At 73.4% G+C, this 1562-nt stretch carries 2 protein-coding genes and 1 pseudogene; 2 read left to right on the forward strand and 1 reads right to left on the reverse strand.

Translation table 11 applies throughout. From position 1 onward, the window contains the following. Both DEIPI_RS39120 and DEIPI_RS29115 read left to right on the forward strand, forming a co-directional pair. Window positions 1-193 (forward strand): hypothetical protein (locus DEIPI_RS39120; protein WP_045233740.1); only part of this gene is annotated, 193 nt, incomplete at its 5' end. 10 nt (window positions 194-203) lie between these two features. Next, window positions 204-1250: a S66 peptidase family protein gene (locus DEIPI_RS29115; protein WP_052351640.1), complete on the forward strand. Its 1047-nt coding sequence runs from the start codon at window positions 204-206 to the stop codon at window positions 1248-1250. A 7-nt stretch (window positions 1251-1257) separates the two neighbouring features. On the opposite strand, the pseudogene DEIPI_RS35390 reads toward DEIPI_RS29115, so the two are convergent. After that, window positions 1258-1562, reverse strand: a pseudogene (locus tag DEIPI_RS35390) (leucyl aminopeptidase); the annotation flags it as partial.

The following is a 1562-nucleotide window of genomic DNA, read 5'->3' on the forward strand; positions in this document are numbered from 1 at the left end:
TTCCCTCCGCCGAGGTGACGGGCGCGCGCGCCTCACCGACCGGGGCGCCACGGTCTACCGCTTCGAGAAGGGCGGGTACCGCTACGACGTCCGCGTGGACGGCGCGCACGCCGAGGTCACCGTGTCCCGCGCGGGCCGCGTGGTGCAGCGCGAGGCGCTGCGGGCCTTCGAGACGGGCGGCCCCGCCCGGTAGGCTGGGGGTGATGACCACCCCGACCACCGTCAAGCCTCCGCGTCTGCGTCCCGGCGACACCGTCGGGGTGTTCACCCCGTCCTTCCCCGCGCACGTCCGCTTCCGCGAGAAGTACCTGCACGGCCTCGCCGTCCTGCGTGGCCTCGGCTTCGAGGTCGTCGAGGGCGACCTCACCCGCGCGCTCGGCGACGAGGGCTACCGCTCCGGCAGCCCACGCGAGCGCGCCGAGGAGTTCATGGGACTCGTGAGGAACCCCCGCGTGCGCGCCCTCGTGTCCTGCGTGGGCGGCTCGAACTCCGCGAGCCTCATCCCGCACCTCGACTTCGACGAGATCCGCGCCACCCCGAAGATCGTGTGCGGCTACAGCGACGTCACGTCCCTGCACCTCGCGATCCTCGCGTACGCGGGCCTCAGGACCTTCTACGGTCCCGCCGTGATGCCGTCGTTCGGGGAGTGGCCGGACGTGCTGCCCGAGACGCGCGACTCGTTCCTCGACGCGGCGCTCGGGCGTGGCCCCGCCTCACGCGAGCTGACGCCGCCCGCGCGCTGGAGCAACCACTTCCGCGACGCGGCGAGCGAGGCGTGGAAGGACGTGCCGCGCGCCTTTCAGCCGAACCCCGGCTGGCGTTCCCTGCATCCGGGCGAGGTGACCGCGCCGCTCGTCGTGGCGAACCTCAACACCCTCATGACGTCCGCCGGGACGGACGTCTTCCCGGACGTGGAGGGCAGGGTCCTCCTGATCGAGGAGATGGACGCCGCCCTCAGCGAGGAGGAACGCGACCTGCGCCACCTGGAGCGCCTCGGGGTGTTCGACGCGGTCGCGGGCCTGATCGTCGGGAAGCCCGAACGGTACGACGCGCAGGGCGCGCCGTTCGGCTACGACGACCTCGTGCTGGAGATCGTCGGGGAGGGCCGCCCCTACCCCGTCGTGACGGGCTTCGACTGCGGCCACACCGTCCCGATGCTCACCCTCGCCGAGCACACGACCGTCACCGTGACGGCGCGCGCGGACGAAGGGGCCCGCGTGCGCGTCGAGGAGCACATGGTGACGGACTGAGGGCGCCTCAGTCCGTCACGAGCTCCACGAGCGTCGTCACGCCGAAGCCCGTGCCGCCCGCCGGGCCGAGGGCGTGCTCGCCCTCCGCGAGCGCGTTCCCGGCGATGTCGAGGTGCGCCCACGGCCCCTTCACGAACTCCTGCAGGAACAGCGCCGCCTTGATGCTGCCCCCGGCGGGCTTCAGGTCGCTGTTGCGCAGGTCCGCGACGCCGCCCCGGTAGCTCTTGAGGTAGTGCGCGGGAAGCGGCATCGGCCAGACCAGCTCGCCCGCGCGCTCCGCCGCGGCGCGCACGCGCGCCGTGAGCGCGTCGT

Origin of the sequence: Deinococcus pimensis DSM 21231, from assembly GCF_000519345.1 — a bacterium.
Taxonomy (GTDB): Bacteria; Deinococcota; Deinococci; order Deinococcales; family Deinococcaceae; genus Deinococcus_A; species Deinococcus_A pimensis.

What these genes read in the sequence shown, in the direction of transcription:
- DEIPI_RS29115 (WP_052351640.1), top strand. Translation starts at nt 204, where the DNA reads ATGACCACCCCGACCACCGTCAAGCCTCCGCGTCTGCGTCCCGGCGAC.